Consider the following 15650-nt stretch of genomic DNA (forward strand, 5'->3'; position numbering starts at 1 on the left):
TTTCTACTAAATAATTTTCAAAAAAGGCATAAAAAAGCCCCGATAACTAGTGTTACGGGGCAAAGGGGCTTACTTGAGCGTCACGCTACGGCTTATTCCGTTCACTCGGACGATGTAGTTGCCCGGAGTTTGCAGGGTGATGCTCGTCGTTGCACTGGCAATTGGCTTGGCAGCAACCAAGTGACCAAGCGCATCGAAGATGCGGACAACGCCACCCTGCGTATTAGAAAGCGTGAGCGTCATGCCGTTTACCGCAAGATTGAACATAGGCCGCATCGCATTCCACGCAATATCCGTTCCCTTTGAGGAACTGCTATTCGCCTTCGACGACGAAGACGATTCCGGCTTTGTAGAAGACGAAGTCTCGGCCTTGCTCGAAGAGGACTCATCAGAAGAACTAGATGCAATCACAGAACTGCTACTGGATTCTTCACTACTGGACGAAAGTATCGGAACAGAACTAGAGGATTCAATCTCCGACGAACTGGATTCGGCATCAGAACTGCTAGATTCAACAGGTGTTGAACTAGACGATTCTGCACTAGAACTACTCGACAGCGAACTACTTGACATTCCATACTTTGAGTAGAATTCTTCGCAGGTTCCCTCGCTTACGAGAATCGGATAATTGCCCTCGCAGTATTGCCAGAGGCCGCTATCGTCATCAAGACCGGCATTCGTGTTCAACGTTTCTACAAATTCAGGCGATTGCATAACCGCAGTTGTTTTGCCAAATACATTTACAGTAAATGAAGAAGAATCTATTTGTATGGGATTAGCGCCCTCCCCAATAAAATCAATATTGTAGTAACTATTACTTATCGTTGACGCAGAATCATTCGTATATGCAATTCCGGAAATTTTTAGATATTTCGCTAAATCGGTACTACGGTTGTTTACAACGGCATAACTATTTTTTACAAGTGATTTTGTATTTTCTCGGATTAGTCCTGCACTTTTTATCCAATAATATGATGACGCACTGACAAAGTTTGCAATGGAATTTTCAAATGGTGTGTTTAATACGCTATGATTGTTTTCAATTTTTTCATACTGCGTTTTTCCCACCAATCCGCCAATGAGAAATGGAGTCATCTTATTTGATGGTTGAGCGTTAATTACATCAATAGATAATTCTGAATAAGATTGTTCAATAAACCCGTAATCCTTATTTCCGAGAAGTCCACAAGAGGCAAAACCGACCAATCCGCCTATATAAAAATTATTATTCAAGTTATTCCCTATATAAATGGAGTCAATGTAAAAGACGGATTGGCTTTCTTTTACCGTTCCTCCGCTTTTTCCCGCAATTCCACCAAAATAAAACTCTGCAGAAACCGTGCTAGTAGAACTTATGGATTCTATTGAATAGATTCTTACATTTGATTGACTTTTTTCAACAACAGCATTTTCAATATTCATTGATTGTGCGCCACCAATATTTTCGGCAGCAATTCCGCCTATACGCCGAAAATCCGACGAGTTATATTCAGAATTTTTTAATTTAGGAAAACAAATTTCTGATATGGAGGACGAAATTAGTCCTCGATTTTGAGCAGCAATTCCTCCAATTTTTGCATTTCCGTATAGCACAAATTGTTTTTTTTCACAAAAATCAAAAAATGATTGAGAATTTTTCACCGTTCCGCTTTCCCAATTCACATATGTAATCCCTCCAAAACTTGAGTCTGTCGTAAACGTTGCTCTATTAACGCACGATTCAATCACTCCGTAATTATCATGTGCTATAGCAGAAGCACCTTGAACGACGGCATAATTAACACAATTTTCGATTTTTCCATGATTTAATCTAACAAATCCATAAGTTGTTTTACCTGATTTTATCGCTAAATTTTTTAGAATAAAATTGGGCCGACAATAATCAAAAAGGCTTGAGCTATTCACTCCATAAATGGCGTGACCATTTCCATCAAAAATTCCATTAAACTTATTCGAGACATTTCCAATTACAGGAGTTGCTCGTGATGCTGCCGTCGTAGAATCATCCACATAATAAATATCGTTATTCAAAACAGCATTAATAGACGTATTTCCGTTTGTATTCACCTGGTAAGCAAACCAAGCCAGTTCACTCGGACTTGTGATAACGTAATATTCAACGCCATCTATTTCTTTGGAAGATGGCTTTGACGTAGAGCCATCCCAATCTTCGGCAAAAGCCGTGCTGAATAGCCCTGCCAGCAGGCAGAGAATGATTGCTTTGAAAGCCGAGAAACGGCGGAAACAGGAGGGGCGGGTCTGGGTGGTCATAGGCGGCTCCTTGGACAGGTTACTCCTAAATATATATTATCATTGGCACTTTGTAAAGAAAAATATATATTTTGCGCCTTTTAGTCCTTTTTGCGCACGAAAAATCCCGCCTTGATCGGCGGGATTTCTGAAACATTGCTTGTGCGGGCTTATGCCGTCGCGTGCTTGTTCATCTTTTTCTTGATCTTGCTCGCGCCTTTCTTCGCCTTGTGGAATATGGCGTTCGGGAGCCAGAAGAACGTGGGCACGAGGTACATCGTGAGGATTGCCGACACGAGGAGACCACCCACGGATGCGATACCCATCGGCTGCGTCATGGCGGCCACGTTACCACCGAGCGCGAATGCGAGCGGAAGCTGTGCCACGATGGACGCAAACGTTGCAAGCACAATCGGCTGGAACTTGTTCTTTGCGGCAGTCATCATTGCCGAACGCCTTCCCATGGCACCGCTTCGCAGCAGCCTGTTCGATTCGTCAAGCAATAGAATAGCGTTGTTCACCACCACACCGATAAGCATCACTATAGCCATGAGGGCAATCATCGAGAGCGCCTTGCCGGTAAACACGAGGGCGAGGAGCACGCCGATAGCGCCCATCGGGATGGTCATCATGATGATGAACGGCTGCATGAAACTTTCGAGGAGCGCGATGAGCAAAATGTAGGTGAGGAGGATTGCCATGATAATGGCCACCTTGAATTCCGCCACCATGTCGTTTTGCATGTCGGCCTGTGCACCGAAACTGAAGGTAATGCCTTCGGGAAGTTCGCTCTTCATGCTTTCGGCGAGTGCGCCCACCTTGCCCATGATTTCACCGGTAGTGTGGCCGGGCAAGAGGTTCATGGAAACGTCGACACGGGTACGCTTGCGCTTGCGGTCGATTCGGGTCGGGCCCGCACCGTCTTCGATGTAGAAGAGTTCGCTTGCGTTCAGGTAACCCTTCGGGGTCATAATCGGCAGGTTCTCGATGTCGGTATGGCTCTGGCGGTCCTTTTCCATCATGCGCACGTATACGTCGTATTCTTCACCGTCTTCGGTATATTGCCCCGCTTCGTAGCCGCTCACCGCGATGTAGTTGTAGGTGGCGACGGTCTGGAGCGTAACGCCGTAGTCGGCGAGTGCCTGGCGGTTCGGAATGAGGCGAATTTCGGGTTTACCCGCTTCGTAACTCGTCTTGAGGTCAACAATGCCGCTGATGGAATCCTTGATGCGGTCCATAATCAGGTTGGACGCCTTCACGACGGAATCCGCATGCAGGCCGTTCACTTCGAGCACCACGTCGCCCGCGGAGTTGTTGTTCATTTCGGAAGCGGATGCGGACTTGATGGAAATGTAGGCGTCGGGGATGTCGGCGAGGTAGGGGCGCAGGGAATCGACAATCTGGTCGGTGCTGCGGGTACGGCCTTCCCAGTCCTTCAAGAGCTTCACGCGCATCGTTGCCTGGTTGACCGTCGTCATGCCGTTGGAACCACCGACGTTCATGCTGTAGTGCACAATTTCGGGGACGCCCTTGATGCGGCTTTCGATGATTTGAGCAATGCTGTCGGTCGTTTCGATGTTGGTGCCCACGGGCATTTCGAGCTTGACGCTGATCATGCCCTGGTCCTGCTTCGGCATAATTTCGACCGTAAGGGCGTTCTTGGCAAGGAAGCCGACGACAGCGATTGTGCCCACGAGAGCGAGGACCTGGAAAATCACGCCCGGAATGGAGAGGCAGAACGAAAGCGTCTTGAGGTAGATAAAGCGGATGCCGTTCAGGGCCTTCGGGAAGATGCCCAGCGCGCTTGCGATAATGCCGGGCTTTTCTTCGATGATGTTCCCGAATTCATCCTTCTTCTTGCCCTTGAACAGGTAGGCGGCCATGAGCGGTGTCAGCGTGAAGGTCACGAGGAGCGACACGAACGTGGCGAACACCATGGTAAGGCCGAAGGTGCGGAAGAAGATACCGGCGATGGACTTCATGAATGCGATAGGCACGAACACGCACACGTTGGTGAGCGTGGATGCCATAATGGCGACCATGATTTCGGAGGTACCCTTGTAGGCGGCTTCCTTGGGTTCAAGCCCGAGTTTCAGCTTTTCGTTGATGTTCTCGAGCACCACGATGGAGTTTGTGACGAGCAAGCCCACCGATGAAGAAAGTGCCATCAAGGACATCATGTTGATGCCGAAGCCCGCGAAGTACATGAGGGTAAAAGCACCGATCACGGAGATAGGCATCGTGAGGGCAGCGATAATCATCGTCGAGAACTTGCCGAGGAACAGAAGCAGGAGGCCTGCGGTAAGCGCGATGGCGATGATGATGTTCTGGATAACGTTGTCGATAGATTCGCTCACGGCTTCGGACTTGTCGTACACCAGGTGCAGTTCGAATCCTTCGGGGAGGGTCTTCTGGATTTCGTTCATGCGCTTGATGACGCCTTCGGAAACCTTCACCACGTTCGCGTCGGAACGTTTCTTGATATCGAGCGATACGGAGTTTTGCCCGTTGAAGCGCGATGCGGAAGTGATGGTCTCGATGGTATCCTTCACGACTGCGATTTCGCTAAGCTTGATGACGCCCTTCGCCGTCGGGATATCCATGTTGCGGATTTCGTCAAGGGTCTGGAACTTGCCCGAAGTACGCACGCTCGTGTTCTTGTGCTTGCCGATAACTTCACCGATAGGGAAGTTGATGTTCGACTGCCCGAAGAGCCCCATGATGGTCGCAATATCGACATTGCGGTCGAGCATCTTGTCCTTGTCAATCTCGATGGAAATCTGGCGAGTGGTACCACCGAACACATCGACGCTAGCCACGCCGGAAACTGCGGTAAAGAGCGGTTCGATATCGTCTTCCACCTTCTGGCGGAGTTCCGTGGAGTTGAGCGGTCCGGTAAACGAGATGGACATGATGGCGGCGCCGTTGATATCGACCTTCGCGATAATCGGGGCCTGCACGGCATCGGGGAAGTTCACCGACGCAAGGTCAATCTTGGAACGCACGTCGTTTGCGGCCACGTCCACGTTGACGCCCATGTTGAACATGGCGACGAGAATGCCGTAGTTCTCAAGGCATATGGATTGCACGAAGTCGATACCGTCAACAAGTTCCACCTGGTCTTCGATGGGCTTGATGATGGTGGACTCGATTTCTTCGGGGCTTGCGCCCTGGTAGATGATGGTTGCGGTGACCACGGGGACGTCGAATTTCGGCATCAGGTCGACCACCATCATGCTGTAGGTGTAGAGACCGAAAACCACCACGGTCAAGATGACCATGAGCATGGTAATCGGTTTGTAGATACTGGCCTTAATCATTCAGCAAAACTCCCTTATTCGACAATCAGGACCTTGTCGCCGTCGCTCATGCGGTTCTGGCCTTCCACCATGACGGTCTCGTTGTCTTCCAGGCCTTCGGTAATCTGGATGTCGTCCTTGGTCTGCACGCCGAGCTTCACAATCTTGCGGCGGGCCTTGCCTTCGTTGTCGACAGTCCATACGGCGTTCACGCCATTGCGGTAGACAATCGCCTCGTTCGGGATTACGATGCCGCTCACTTCGCGTGCGTCGAGTTCCGCGGTCACGTACATGCCGGGGAGGAGCTTCTTGTGCTTGTTGTCGAAGGTGACTTCCACCGGGAAGAATCGGGTCTGCGGGTTGGCGGCGAGCGGGATAAGCGTCACCTTGCCCTTGATCTTTTCGCCGGCGACGGTGACCGTTGCGGTAGCGCCCTTCTTGAAGTAACCGATGTCGTTACTCGTGACGTTCAGCTTGAGGATAACCTGGTTGAGTTTCGCGATGGTGCAGAACACGCCGCCAAGTCCCGGAGTCTGGCCCACCTTGTAGTTGAGCTCGGTCACCACGCCTGCAGCCGGTGCGAGAATCTTTGTGGCGCGGCGGGCGGTCTCGAGGTTCATCTTGGCAATCTTCAACTGCATTTCCTGCGTGTCCATGTCCTGCTGGCTGATACCACCCTTGGCATGGAGTTCACGCATGCGCTCGGTCGCCTTCTCGAGGAGGGCCACCTGTTCTTGCGCCTGCTGGTACTGCGTGTTGTCGCCGGTAAAGATGTATTCGGCGAGCACCTGGTCTTTTTGCACGGAGGAACCTACCTGCACGTTAATCTTTGCGAGCGGGTCGCTCATCTTGGAGATGGCGTAGGACTGCTGCATACCTTCGATAGAACCGCTGAACTTGCGGACATCGCTGAGCTTTGCCGCGGTTGCCTTCACGACTCGTGCGGGCTTGCCCTTTTCCTTCTGGATTTCCTCGATAGTGGTGGGCTTTGCTTCGGTTTTTTCGTCTTTCTTGAGATCGCAGCCGACAAGAAGAAGCGAAATGGCTGAAAGGGTGATGACTGTTTTCGTGATCTTGTTCATATTCTGCTTCCTATTAATATTCTCCGGTGGCCTGCAGGAGGGCGTTGTATGCCTTGTTCCATTCGACGATGGAATTCATGTAGTCGAGCTTTGCGGTGCGCAGGCTGTTTTCTGCCGTCAGGAGGTTCAGCTGCGTTTCGCGCCCGAGCTTGTAGGCGTCGTTCGTGAGGTCATAGTTCTTCTGCGCCAAGTCAACCTGGCGCTTTGCAATTTCAATCTGGCTGTTCGCGTCCTCGAGCGTGTTCGCGCAGGATTCAATCTGCATGCGGAACCCGCGCTCGGCAGTTTCCTTCTGGATTTGCGTGCTGCGGAGGCTCGATTTGGCCTGCGTGACGCTCTCGCGGGTCTTCATGCCGTTGAAGAGGTTCATCGTGACGTTAAGTGCCACGTACTTGTTGAGCTTATCCCACTTGGGTGCATCCCAGTCGAAGAAGTCGTTCTTGTTGTTTGCGTACTTGATGCCGCCAAGGAGCACGACTGTCGGCTTGTAGCCGCCTTCCTCGATTTCGATGTTCAGGTTCTTCATGTTCTCGGTTTCTTCGAGCATCACGAGTTCCCTGCGGCGCTTCTTCACGTTCGCCATGCTGGTATCGGGGTAGGTGTAGCCTGCCGCGGGGTCGCGCAGGTCGCCCTGGAACTGCACGTCGCTTTCCCATTCGAGGCCCATGGTGTTCAGGAGGGCGTTACGGGCGAGGATGCGCTTCTTTTCGGTGCTTGCAATCTTGGAATTCAGCTGGTCCATCGAGAGCTGCACGCGGATGAGGTCAAGTTCCGTGGCGAGCCCGCTCTTGAGGGACTGTTCCACGAAGCTCAGGTTTTCCTGGAGCATGTCCTTGGAGGCGTACATGATGCTGATTGCGGAATCGAGATAGATGAGCTGGTCAAATGCGTTCGCGACATCGTAGCGGACCTGGGCCTTCTTGTTTTCGAGATTCACTTCGCTTACGCGCTTGTATGCCTTTGCAATCTCGATACCGGTACCCACCTTGCCCTGGGCGTAGAGAATCTGCGTGGCCGTGATGCCTACGCTGGATTGCCAGCGGTAGCCCTGTGACTTCATGCCGTAAATGAGCCCGTCCACGGCGGGGCCGATAACCTGCTGGTCGTAGGCGTTTGCCATGGGGTTGCCGTTCTCGTCGGTACCTGCTGCCATGTTTGCGGCAGCGTCGGCGAGGTCGGAGGTCTTTTCCACGTCATCAAGGCCAAAAATACGGGTAACCGTTGCACTCAGGTCGATTGTGGGGTAGGCGTTGCCGTAGCCGGCGGTTACCTGGGAGCTGGCGCTTTTTAGGTCTTCTTCGGCAGACTTGACGTCCGAAGATTTTTCAAGAGCAATATTGATCGCTTCTTCGCGGGTGTACGTCTTGCCCGCCCACGATGGTATCGCGAGGCTCAGGGCAAGTGCCGATAAAAGGGCGAAATTCCTTGACATCTAGTACTCCTATACTACAAGGTTGCGCCAAATTTAGCAAAAACCGCACTATATAACAAGGGAGTGGGGTTGTATTTCTAGATGAAACGACCAATTTAGGCGGTAAAAGGAACGGCCCTAAAAAACAAAACACGTGCTTATCTGTGCACGTGTTTTGCAAAAAATATGGATGTGTCCGGATTACATCAGGCCGGGGATTTTCATGCCGCCGGTGATGTCGTTGAGGCTCGACTGGGCCGCTTCGTCCTTCTTCTTGATTGCTGCGTTGATGGCAGCCATGACGAGGTCTTCGAGGGCTTCCACGTCGTCCTTGTCGACTGCATCGGGGTTGATCTTTATCATGGTGAGGATTCCCTGGCCGTTGATGGCCACCTTTACCATGCCGCCGCCCGCCTCGGCGTCAAAACTCTGCGTCTTAAGGTCGTTCTGGGCCCTGAGCATCTTGCTCTGCATTTTCTGGAGGTCCCGGAGCATCTTGTTCATGTCCATAGTGCGTTTCCTTCTAGTTGTCGGTGACCTCTTCACACGACTCGCTTGTCGGGAGGTCAACCTGCTTGTTTAACTGTTTAGAATTTAAATATTGTCCGCCGAAGATTTCGACCATCTTCCTGAGAAGTTCGTCCTTATCCATGTCTCGCTCAAAGGGGTTTTTCTGCGCGTTTGCGCGGGCGATGAGTTCTTCGTTGGTAAAAGTCCTGAGCCGAAGCCTAAGATCGACCTGGGTCTGGAGTTTGTCCTGGAGGATAGTCTTTAGGCGCGCGAGGTATTCCGGCTGTTCCTGTATTTGCTGGTAGCCCCAGGGAACGCTCTGCTCGTTTTCGCATACGTAGGTAAGGAACAGCGGGAACGGGGTCAGCTTCTGGTCGCCCGATTCAAGAACGGAACCGTTTACGGCGGCAGAGAACTGCAGGTCGCCGCAGTTCGCGAGCGATGCCGATATGGAGGGCCATGCGTTGGTAATCTCGTACCGCGTGTACGGAGCGGGCGATTCGGGGAACGTCTCGTTTGAGACGGATTCCTCCTCTTGGGGGAGTACCTCGAGGATTTTACCTACTTTTTTTTTTGTCGCCTCGTCGGCGGCGGATTTGGGGTCGTTTATGGCGGCTAGTGCGCGTCGTAGATCGGTCAGCCGGTCTAGCCATGCCATGCGAGCGAAAGTCGTTTCTACCAGGAGGCGCGGGTTCGTGCTGTAGCGGATTTGCGCCTGCAGGTCGATAAGCATCTTGGATATGCGCAGCAGGTCGCCGTTCGAGAGGCCCTTTGCGGTTTCCTTGAATTTCTCGTAGAGTTCCGCCGAAATGTTCAGTTCGTCGGGCGTGAAGGCGTCGAGCCTGCTGTAGATGAGGTTGCGCAGGAACTTGCCGAACCCGTCGAGGAGGGGGGCAAACTCGATACCGCGGTTGACGGCCTTGTCGACCATCTGGAAGCAACCCTTGAGGTCGTGGTTCTCGATGGCCTGGATGAGCTCGAAGAACAGTTCCGTAGGCGGAATGCCGAGCACGGAGCGCACGGAATCGGCGTCCATCTCGCTGCCGGTAAACGCGTATGCCTGGTCAAAGAAGGTAAGGCCGTCGCGCATGGAGCCATCCGCCTTCTCGGCGAAAATATTGAGGGTTTCGTCGGAGGCGTTGATGTGTTCCTGCTCGCAGATGTAGCGCAGGCGCGAGGCAATCTGGTTGATGGTCAGGCGCTTGAAGTCGAAACGCTGCACGCGCGAAAGGATGGTCGGCAGCAGCTTGTTCACTTCGGTGGTCGCGAAGATGAAAATCACGTGCGGAGGGGGTTCCTCGAGGGTCTTCAGGAGCGCGTTGAACGCACCCGGAGACAGCATGTGGACTTCGTCGATGATGAAAATCTTGTACTTGCCTATAACGGGCGGGTACTGCACGCGGTCAATCACGTCGCGGATATTGTCGACGCCGGTGTTGGAGGCAGCGTCTATTTCGTAGATATCCATCGGGTTGCCGCCCGCGATATCCTTGCAACTTTCGCACTTTCCGCAGGGGTGCAGCGGGTCGCCGCCGGTGCAGTTGAGCGTGCGGGCGAGGATTCTGGCACTGGTGGTCTTGCCTACGCCACGGGTCCCGGTAAACAGGAATGCGTGGTGGAGACGGCCCCCTTCGATTGCGTTCTTGAGGGTCTGTGCGATATGTTCCTGCCCGACCATGTCGTCAAAGGACTGCGGGCGCCACTTGCGGGCCATTGCTACGTATGCCATGACTTTAAATGTAGTAAAAAGTCAGAAATGTGAAGTGTGTGGTGTGAAATGTGTAATGACTAATGAGAAATGACGAATGGCTGATGAAAAATGGGTAATCTTACATCCCACATTCCACATTTCACATTTTTTTTTATTATTTGTAAATAAAACCACGAGGTACACGATGAATCCGAATTTGGCGTTATTGATTCTTTCTTGGCAGGTGGCATGCCTGTACCATGAATCCGAGACAGAGAAATTGCTGCCCGGTTCTACCTCCGCGACTGAGGCGGAAAGCGATGCGCTCGATGCCATTCACGACGAGGTGACCCCGGATGTTTCGTGGGACGATTTTAACGACACGTATGCGAGTTTCAAGACTGCGAAGGAGCGTGCGGCGGCTTGCGTCGAGGTCCTCAAGGGGCAGTCCGGCGAATTCCGTAGCAAGGTCCTGGAATCGATGCTCCGTGTCGCGAACGCCTCGCGCGAAAACGACAACGAGACCAACGTTTCGCCCGAGGAAATGGACTTTATCCAGCAGATTAGGGAAGCGCTGGAATAAAAAAAACACCTGTAAAAAAAGAAACCGCCGAGGATGCCTCAGCGGTTTTAATCTTTATATAGGCGCAGTTTAGCGGAGTACGATGTCGCCGTTCGCGACGAGCTTGTCACGCAGCTTGTTGTGCGCCTTGTTGACTTCGTCGTCGGTAAGTGTGCGGTCCATGGCCTGGTAGGTGAGGCTGTAGACCATGTTCTTCTTGCCGGCTTCGATCTTGTCACCTTCGTAGATGCTCTTGAGGGTAATCTTCGCGAGGTTCTTGGGGTTGAGCCCCTTGATGCGGGCGACGATGTCCTCGTGGGTCATGGATTTCGCCACTTCCAGCGAGATGTCGCGGCTAGACGGCACCTGGCGGCTGAAGGCTTCGAACACGATCTTCTTGTGGGTGGCGTGTTCCATCTTGTCCATGTCGAGTTCCATCACGTAGGTGGTGTAGCTGATGTCGTTCGCGGCCATCACAGAGGGGTGGAGTTCGCCCATGGTGCCGAGCACCACGCCGTCGGCGAGGATTTCGGTCTGCTTGCCCGGGTGCAGGAAAATTTCAGGCTTGGCCGGCACGCGGAATTCAACCACGAGACCCACGCGCTTGAGGAAGCTCTGCACGAATCCCTTGAACGCGGCAAAGTCAATCTGGGCGGGCTTGTCGTTGAGCGGGTTCACGTCGAAGTTGCCTGCAATCGTGAGGGCGACGAGGTTCGATTCGTCGAAGCCCGGGTCGCGCACGTCCTTGCGGTCGCGCTTGAACTGGCCCTTGGCCACTTCGAACAGGCGCACGGAACCCGGACGGTTCTTCTCGTTCTCGGCAACGCTCTTGAGAAGGTTGGGGAGAAGGCTCGTGGGCACGGCGCCCAGCTCTTCGGAAAGCGGGTTCAGGAGCAGTGCGGGCTTGCTGCGGCGGTCGTCGCTTTCGGGGCCGAAGAGGGCCTCGGTGCGTGCCTTGCTCGTGAAGCGCAGGCTCAGGCATTCGAGCAGACCCATAGCGGAGAGCGTCTTGCGGATCTTGCGGTTCAAAACTTCAATCGGCGGAAGCTCGTTCGGCTGCATTTTGAAGGAGGGCAGCGTGTACGGGATGTTGTCGAACCCGACGAGGCGGGCGACTTCTTCGATGAGGTCCACTTCGCGTTCGAGGTCGGGGCGGAAGCTCGGAATCTTGAACGTGATGGAGTCTGCCGTCTTGGAAACGACTTCGAGGGCGATGCCAGTGAGGAACTTTTCCACCTGGGCCATGTCGAACTTCATGCCGATAACACGTTCGGCCTGCGCAATGCGGAGCGTGACCACGTTGCATTCCTTCTTGTGGTCGTCGCCGGTGTATTCGACAGTGCCCTTGAGAATACGGCCGCCGGCCACTTCCTGGATGAGTGCGCAGGCGTACTTGCTGTATTCGTCTTGGGTCGCGAAGTCGATTTCGCGTTCAAAGCGGTAGCTGGAGTCCGTGGAGATGCAGAGGCGCTTTGCCTGCTTGCGGACCACCGTCGGGTTGAACCAGGCGCTCTCGAGGAACACGTTCTTGGTGGTATCGACAATTTCGGATTCGACGCCACCCATCACGCCGGCAACGCAGGCCGGACGGTCGCCGTCGCAAATCACGAGGTCGTTTTCAACGAGTTCGTGAGCGGTGTGGTCGATAGTTTCAATATGCTCGCCCTTCACGGCACGGCGCACCTTGATCTTGTTGCCGTGCAGCTGGTCCATGTCGAAGCTGTGGAGCGGCTGGCCCACGTCCATTAGAATGAAGTTCGTAATGTCCACCACGTTGTTGATGCTGTTCATGCCCACGGCGTGCAGGAGTTTTGCGAGCCATGCCGGGGACTTTTCGACCTTCACGTCCTTGATGACGCGGCCCACATAGCGGGAGCAACCGCAGCCGGGCACCACTTCGAGGCTGATGGCGGAACTTGCCGCCTCGGCATCCTCGTTCAAGGTGTAGGCGAGGGGCTTGAGCGGGCGGTTGAACTTCGCTGCGAGTTCGCGTGCCACGCCGCGGTGGCTGAGTGCATCCGGGCGGTTCGGGGTCACGTTCAACTCAAAGCACACGTCGTAGAGGCCGAGGCTCACGAACGGGGTACCTGCGGGAATGCTGTCATCCAGCACCATGATGCCCGCGTGATCGTCGCTAAGGCCGATTTCGTCTTCGGCGCAGATCATGCCGAAACTTTCTACACCGCGGATCTTGGACTTCTTCATCTTGAGCGTGCCGCCATCGGGAAGCGGGAGTTCCGCGCCAATCGGGGCGAGAACCACGGTCTGGCCTGCGGCTACGTTCGGGGCGCCGCACACGACCTGGAGCGTTTCCTTGCCGTCGTTCACGGTGGTGATGTGCAGGTGGTCGCTGTCCGGGTGAGCTTCACAGGTGAGGACCTTCGCCACCACGAGCTTCTCGTAGACCTTGCCCGGTTCTTCCATGCCTTCGACTTCGAGGCCGATGGAGGTGAGGGCCTTTGCAACTTCTTCCGCAGATTCCGGAAGATCAACGTGACGTCTGAGCCAATTCAAAGAAACTTTCATTTTTTCCTCTTTGGCACGAGGACTGCAACAACGCGTCAATCCATACGGATAAACGTGGCAACGTCGCAAAATCCGTGCCCGCTTAAATTTTCGTCGGGAAATTTAGCAAAAAATGAGTTTTATGACATTGCGGGGCATGAATTTTCTAAATTATAGCGCGATGAAATTTGTGAAGTGCTTATTGTTTGCATTGAGCCTGTGTTCGCTTGTTGCCTTGACGGGTTGTGACCTGCCGTTCAAGTTGCCGTTCGACTTGCCCTTTGGCAAGGAAGACCCGGTCGTTGTTTCCGTGGGCAAGGTGAACCTGACGCAGTCCAAACTCTTGAGCATGGTCCCGAACTGGAACTCGCTGGATGACCGTACCCGGCTTGCCTTCCTCGAGCACTGGATAGACGAGGAGGTTGCCTACCAGGAGGCCATGGATGCCGGGATTATGTCGGATTCCGTGCTTTCGGGCCAAATCGAGAGTACCGTGCGCAAGCTGGTGGTGGATTACTACCTGCAGACGTTTGCTGATACCATGCTGATAGGCGATGCCGAGAAACTAAACTACTATCAGGAACACCGCGAAAACTACCTGCGTGGCAAGACCTCCATCTCGGGTGCGATTCTCTACTTTAAGACGTGGGCGAATGCCGATGCGTACTACAAGGAAATGAAGTCGCGGGCCCTGAACGTGGTACCTGCGGAAAACCCGCTGATAAGCGAAATCGTGAAGTTTGATACCGTGACAGCCTCGCCGGATACGTGCATGATCAAGGAAATCGAGACGTTCCCGATAGGCAAACTTTCGGTGATGCGCTACTGTGGTGGCGCCCTGAAGATGGCGATAGTTACGGAAAGGCTCGATTCTGCGGAGGTGAGACCCTACAAGGACGTTGCCGAGGATGTTTCGAACATGGTTTGGCTCGAACACCGCAATACGGTTATGGAGCGCCTGAAGAAAGAATGGAAAATGAAGCGGCCGATTTTCTCGAAATCTACCGTGTTCTCTGAAAAGGAAAGCGAATGAAGAAGTTTTATCTAGTTGTTGTCGCCCTTGCAGGGCTTGTCGCTTCGGCTTTTTCTGCCCCGGTCCTCATGGAAGGGATTGCGGCGATTGTCGACGGGAAGCCGATTATGCGCTCGGAGTTCCTGAACAACCTGTACCATTTCCAGGAAACGCCCGAAGGCGCTGCGATGACCGAGGAACAGCAGAAGCAGTACGTGCTCGACAAGCTGATTGAAGAAAAGGTTTTGCTGAGCCGCATTGACCGCGATTCCATCGTGGTGAGCGATGCGGAAATTGACCAGCGCGTGACGGCGCACCTGAGCCAGCTTGCGGCAAGCCAGAACGTGAACATGGCGACGCTCGAGAAGGCCATCCGTTCCCAGCTGGGGGTGAGCATGGCGCAGTACCGCGAACAGCTTGCGAAGCAAATCAGGAGCCATGTGGAAACGCAGCGCGTGCGCCAGCGCCATGTGGGTGCGGTAAGCCCGACCAAAAAGGAAGTGGACTTTTTCTACCAGACGTACAAGGATTCGCTCCCGAGGCAGTACAACTGCGTGCAGCTGAGTCATATCCAGTTGAAGATTGAACCGGATTCCGCCATCGTGGATTCCGTGAAGCGCCTGGCAGAGAATCTCGTGGATAGCCTGAACCTGGGTATCAAATTTGAACTGCTTGCGAAGAACCATTCGCAGGATTCCTCTGCCGAAAAGGGAGGTGACCTCGGTTACTACAGGCGTGGACTTTTGGACCCGGCTTTTGAGCGCACGCTCGACCTGCTGAAGAATGGGCAGTATTCCTCCACTCCGGTCAAGACGGACCGTGGCTGGCACATTGTCCGCGTGATTGGCCGTAAGGAAGACGGCGTGCGTTCTGCACACATTCTGCTCCGCACGATTCCGACGGCAGCGGATTCTGCACGCGTGCTGCAACTGGCGGATTCTCTCCGTGCCTCCATCAAGACGAAGGACGATTTCTCTGCGGCGGCGAAGAAGTTCAGTACCGACAAGTCGAGCAACTTTGCGGGAGGCCTGCTGGGCTGGTACCAGAAGAACGAGATGGAACCCGCGTACGTTGACCCCGTTTCTAACCTGAACGTGGGCGAAGTCTCGGAGCCTGTGGAGATTGACGGTTCGTACCACCTGTTCCGCCTGGACGATTCTCGCCAGGTTCGCGAACTCACGCTCGAGGAAGATTACGGCAAGATTGAGGCTATGGCGGCAAACCACCTGGAAAACGAGAAACTGAACGCCCTCCTCAAGAAGTGGCGCGAGGAAGTCCACATCGAAATCCGCATGACGGAATAGTTCTCCGGTTTATCGCGAGGAGCAC

10 protein-coding genes are annotated in these 15650 nt (G+C 53.5%); 3 read left to right on the forward strand and 7 right to left on the reverse strand.

Annotation, left to right across the window (positions count from 1 at the left end; genetic code table 11):
- Positions 1–69 precede the first annotated feature (69 nt).
- The 6 genes from BUA44_RS15280 to dnaX all read right to left on the reverse strand — a co-directional run bounded on the left by BUA44_RS15280 (position 70) and on the right by dnaX (position 10281).
- Positions 70–2271, reverse strand: coding sequence for a T9SS type A sorting domain-containing protein (locus tag BUA44_RS15280; protein ID WP_143151890.1), 2202 nt, complete (start codon positions 2269–2271; stop codon positions 70–72).
- A 149-nt stretch (positions 2272–2420) separates the two neighbouring features.
- Positions 2421–5570 (reverse strand): efflux RND transporter permease subunit, encoded by a 3150-nt coding sequence (locus tag BUA44_RS06390; protein ID WP_072809910.1) that lies wholly within the window; start codon positions 5568–5570, stop codon positions 2421–2423.
- Between the two features lie 14 nt (positions 5571–5584).
- Positions 5585–6631 (reverse strand): efflux RND transporter periplasmic adaptor subunit, encoded by a 1047-nt coding sequence (locus BUA44_RS06395; protein WP_072809913.1) that lies wholly within the window; start codon positions 6629–6631, stop codon positions 5585–5587.
- 13 nt (positions 6632–6644) lie between these two features.
- Positions 6645–8063, reverse strand: a complete 1419-nt coding sequence (locus BUA44_RS06400; RefSeq protein WP_072809916.1) for a TolC family protein — start codon at positions 8061–8063, stop codon at positions 6645–6647.
- Between the two features lie 180 nt (positions 8064–8243).
- Entirely contained in the window at positions 8244–8552 is a 309-nt protein-coding gene (locus BUA44_RS06405) for a YbaB/EbfC family nucleoid-associated protein (protein WP_072809918.1), read from the reverse strand.
- A 13-nt stretch (positions 8553–8565) separates the two neighbouring features.
- On the reverse strand, positions 8566–10281 hold the full coding sequence (gene dnaX, locus BUA44_RS06410; RefSeq protein ID WP_072809920.1) for a DNA polymerase III subunit gamma/tau: 1716 nt from the start codon (positions 10279–10281) through the stop codon (positions 8566–8568).
- Between the two features lie 166 nt (positions 10282–10447).
- Between dnaX and BUA44_RS06415 the strand changes: the two genes are divergently transcribed.
- Positions 10448–10825 (forward strand): hypothetical protein, encoded by a 378-nt coding sequence (locus BUA44_RS06415; RefSeq protein ID WP_072809923.1) that lies wholly within the window; start codon positions 10448–10450, stop codon positions 10823–10825.
- 69 nt (positions 10826–10894) lie between these two features.
- Here BUA44_RS06415 and pheT read toward each other — a convergent pair whose 3' ends face one another.
- Positions 10895–13330: a phenylalanine--tRNA ligase subunit beta gene (gene pheT / locus BUA44_RS06420; RefSeq protein ID WP_072809925.1), complete on the reverse strand. Its 2436-nt coding sequence runs from the start codon at positions 13328–13330 to the stop codon at positions 10895–10897.
- A gap of 160 nt (positions 13331–13490) precedes the next feature.
- On the opposite strand from pheT, the gene BUA44_RS06425 reads away from it, so the two are divergent.
- Complete coding sequence (locus BUA44_RS06425; RefSeq protein WP_097035068.1) at positions 13491–14342, forward strand: hypothetical protein; 852 nt, start codon at positions 13491–13493, stop codon at positions 14340–14342.
- Entirely contained in the window at positions 14339–15625 is a 1287-nt protein-coding gene (locus BUA44_RS06430) for a peptidylprolyl isomerase (protein WP_072809930.1), read from the forward strand. The genes BUA44_RS06425 and BUA44_RS06430 overlap by 4 nt, the downstream gene beginning before the upstream one ends.
- The last annotated feature ends 25 nt before the right edge of the window (positions 15626–15650 follow it).

The organism is Fibrobacter sp. UWR3 (assembly GCF_900143055.1).
Taxonomy (GTDB): domain Bacteria; phylum Fibrobacterota; class Fibrobacteria; order Fibrobacterales; family Fibrobacteraceae; genus Fibrobacter.